Origin of the sequence: Sandarakinorhabdus sp. (genome assembly GCF_040398645.1) — a bacterium.
Classification (GTDB): Bacteria; Pseudomonadota; Alphaproteobacteria; order Sphingomonadales; family Sphingomonadaceae; genus Sandarakinorhabdus.
In genome coordinates this window covers 22,457-24,647 of record NZ_JBBATR010000002.1, presented here as the reverse complement: position 1 = coordinate 24,647, position 2,191 = coordinate 22,457, and the positions used below count along the sequence as shown (strand labels likewise).

The following is a 2,191-nucleotide window of genomic DNA, read 5'->3' as shown; positions in this document are numbered from 1 at the left end:
AGCGATGAAGAAGCGGCGGTGCTGCTCGCCGATCCGCGCATGGGCGCGGTGGTGATCGGCCCGGGCATGCAGGCGGGGCCGCGTGCCCGCGGCTGGCTGCGCCGGTTACAATGGGCGGAGCGGCCGACGGTGATCGATGCGGGCGCCCTGCGCCTGATTGAATCGCTGGCCACCATGGTGATGCCGGCCGTATTGACCCCGCATGATGGTGAATTCGCGCAACTGTTCGGCGCGATTGGAACCGATCGTCTGGCAACTGTGCGCGCTGCGGCGGCGAAAATCGGTGCGGTTGTGCTGTTGAAAGGCCCGGCGACCATTATCGCTGCGCCCGATGGCCGGGCGGCGATCAACGTGCATGCCGCGCCGTGGCTGGCCACGGCTGGTTCGGGGGATGTGCTGGCCGGGATGATTGCAGCCGTGCTGGCGCAAGGCCATCCCTTGTTCGAGGCCGCTTGCGCCGCCACCTGGCTGCACGGTGAGGCTGGGCGCCGGCTGGGGCCGGGGGGCATTGCCGATGATCTGGTGGCCAGCCTGCCGGCGGTGCTGTCCAGCTTGTGAGCGATATTCAGGCGATCGTACAGCTGGCGGCGCGCGGCGATGGCATCACCGCCGATGGCCGCTATGTGCCGCTGGCTGCGGTGGGCGACAGCGTTGATTTCACGGTGCAGCCGCCGCAGATACGGCCCGGCCCCAACCATGCTGCGCCGGCCTGCACCCATTATCCGGCGTGCGGCGGCTGCCAGCTGCAGCATCTGAACGACGATGCCTACACGCGCTTTGTGCTCGATCGGCTGCTGCGGGTGTTGCCGGCGGGCTGGCCGGCGCAGGTGCACCCGGTGGCGCTGTCACCGCCGCGCAGCCGGCGCCGCGCCAGCCTGAAGGCGCTGAAGCGCGGCGGAAAGTTGAGCCTGGGCTTTCACAGCGAGGGCACGCACGCATTGGTGGATATTGCCGATTGCCCGCTGCTGGCGCCGGAATTGATGGCCGTGCTGGCGCCGCTGCGCCGGCTGCTGAAATCGCGGGTGCGCGATGGCCAAGGCGCCGGCGTGGCGATGACCTTGACCGACGATGGCGTCGATCTGCTGCTGGCCAATGTGTCGGCCGAGGGCCTGGCCGCGATCGAGGCGCTGACCGATTTTGCCAATGCCACTGATCTGGCGCGGCTGAGCGTGGAAGGGCCGGGCGGAATCGACACGCTGGTCGAACGCCGCCAGCCAACCGTGCTGATGGGCGGCGTGGCGGTGCCGCTGCCGGTGGCGCCATTTTTGCAGGCGACGCGTGAAGGCGAGGCGGCGCTGGTGGCCGCCGTGCGGGCCGCGGTGGGCGATGCCGGAAAAATTGCCGATCTGTTTTGCGGGCTGGGCACATTTGCGCTGCCGCTCTCGCAGCGTGCGGCGGTGCTGGCGGTGGATGCGGCCGGGCCGGCGGTGATGGCGCTGGGCGTGGTGGCACGCCGCGCCGACCGCCGCGTGGATGTGCAGCACCGCGATCTGTTTCGCCGGCCGCTTACGCCCGGCGAACTGGCCGGCATGCAGGCCGTGGTGTTCGATCCGCCGCGCGCCGGGGCCGAGGCGCAGGCGCGCGCGCTCGCGGCATCAAATGTGCCGGTGGTGGTGGCCGTATCGTGCAATCCAAACAGCTTCGGCCGGGATGCGAAGATTTTGGTGGAAGGCGGCTATACGCTGAATGCGCTGTGGCCGGTGGCGCAATTTCGCTGGTCAAGTCATGTCGAACTGGTGGCGCGGTTCGAACGTCAGCCCTGAGCCGCGGCGGCCGACAGCGCCAGCAGCACCAGCCCTACCAGGCACAGGCTGGCGCTTGCAAACAACGCAAAGCGGATGAGGACGCGGTTGGACAGGATTTGCACCAGGCTGTGGGCGATGCGCAGGCCCGTGTAACCCCAGGCCAAACCAACGACGAGGCTGCCGCTTTCCCCCAACACGGCCAGCGCCAACGCCGTGGCATAGAAGATGGTCGGCTGTTCCATCAGATGATTGTAATTGTCGGCCACCCAGCTGGCGCGCACTTCACCGGCGGCAACCAGATCATCGCGCAGCGACTTGCCGGTGGAGCCGACCAGCTTTGTGCCATCGATCTTTGCCCGCGACATAGCCGGAAGCCTGGTGGCATACATCCACGCCTGAATGAACATCGTCCATGCGGCCAGCGCCAGCATTGGAACCAGGATTGC

Annotated in this window: 3 protein-coding genes; 2 read left to right on the top strand and 1 reads right to left on the bottom strand. The window is 68.1% G+C overall.

Annotated features, from left to right (window positions below; translation table 11 throughout):
- Together ABWP50_RS00665 and ABWP50_RS00660 are read left to right on the top strand one after the other, a co-directional pair.
- On the top strand, positions 1 to 558 hold a 558-nt coding region (locus ABWP50_RS00665), incomplete at its 5' end, for an NAD(P)H-hydrate dehydratase (RefSeq protein WP_353216056.1).
- On the top strand, positions 555 to 1,763 hold the full coding sequence (locus ABWP50_RS00660; protein ID WP_353216055.1) for a class I SAM-dependent RNA methyltransferase: 1,209 nt from the start codon (positions 555 to 557) through the stop codon (positions 1,761 to 1,763). The genes ABWP50_RS00665 and ABWP50_RS00660, both read left to right, overlap by 4 nt.
- Here the strand turns inward: ABWP50_RS00660 and ABWP50_RS00655 are convergent.
- A partial coding sequence (locus ABWP50_RS00655) for an MAPEG family protein (protein ID WP_353216054.1) occupies positions 1,754 to 2,191 on the bottom strand: 438 nt, incomplete at its 5' end. The two genes, ABWP50_RS00660 and ABWP50_RS00655, sit on opposite strands and share 10 nt — an antisense overlap.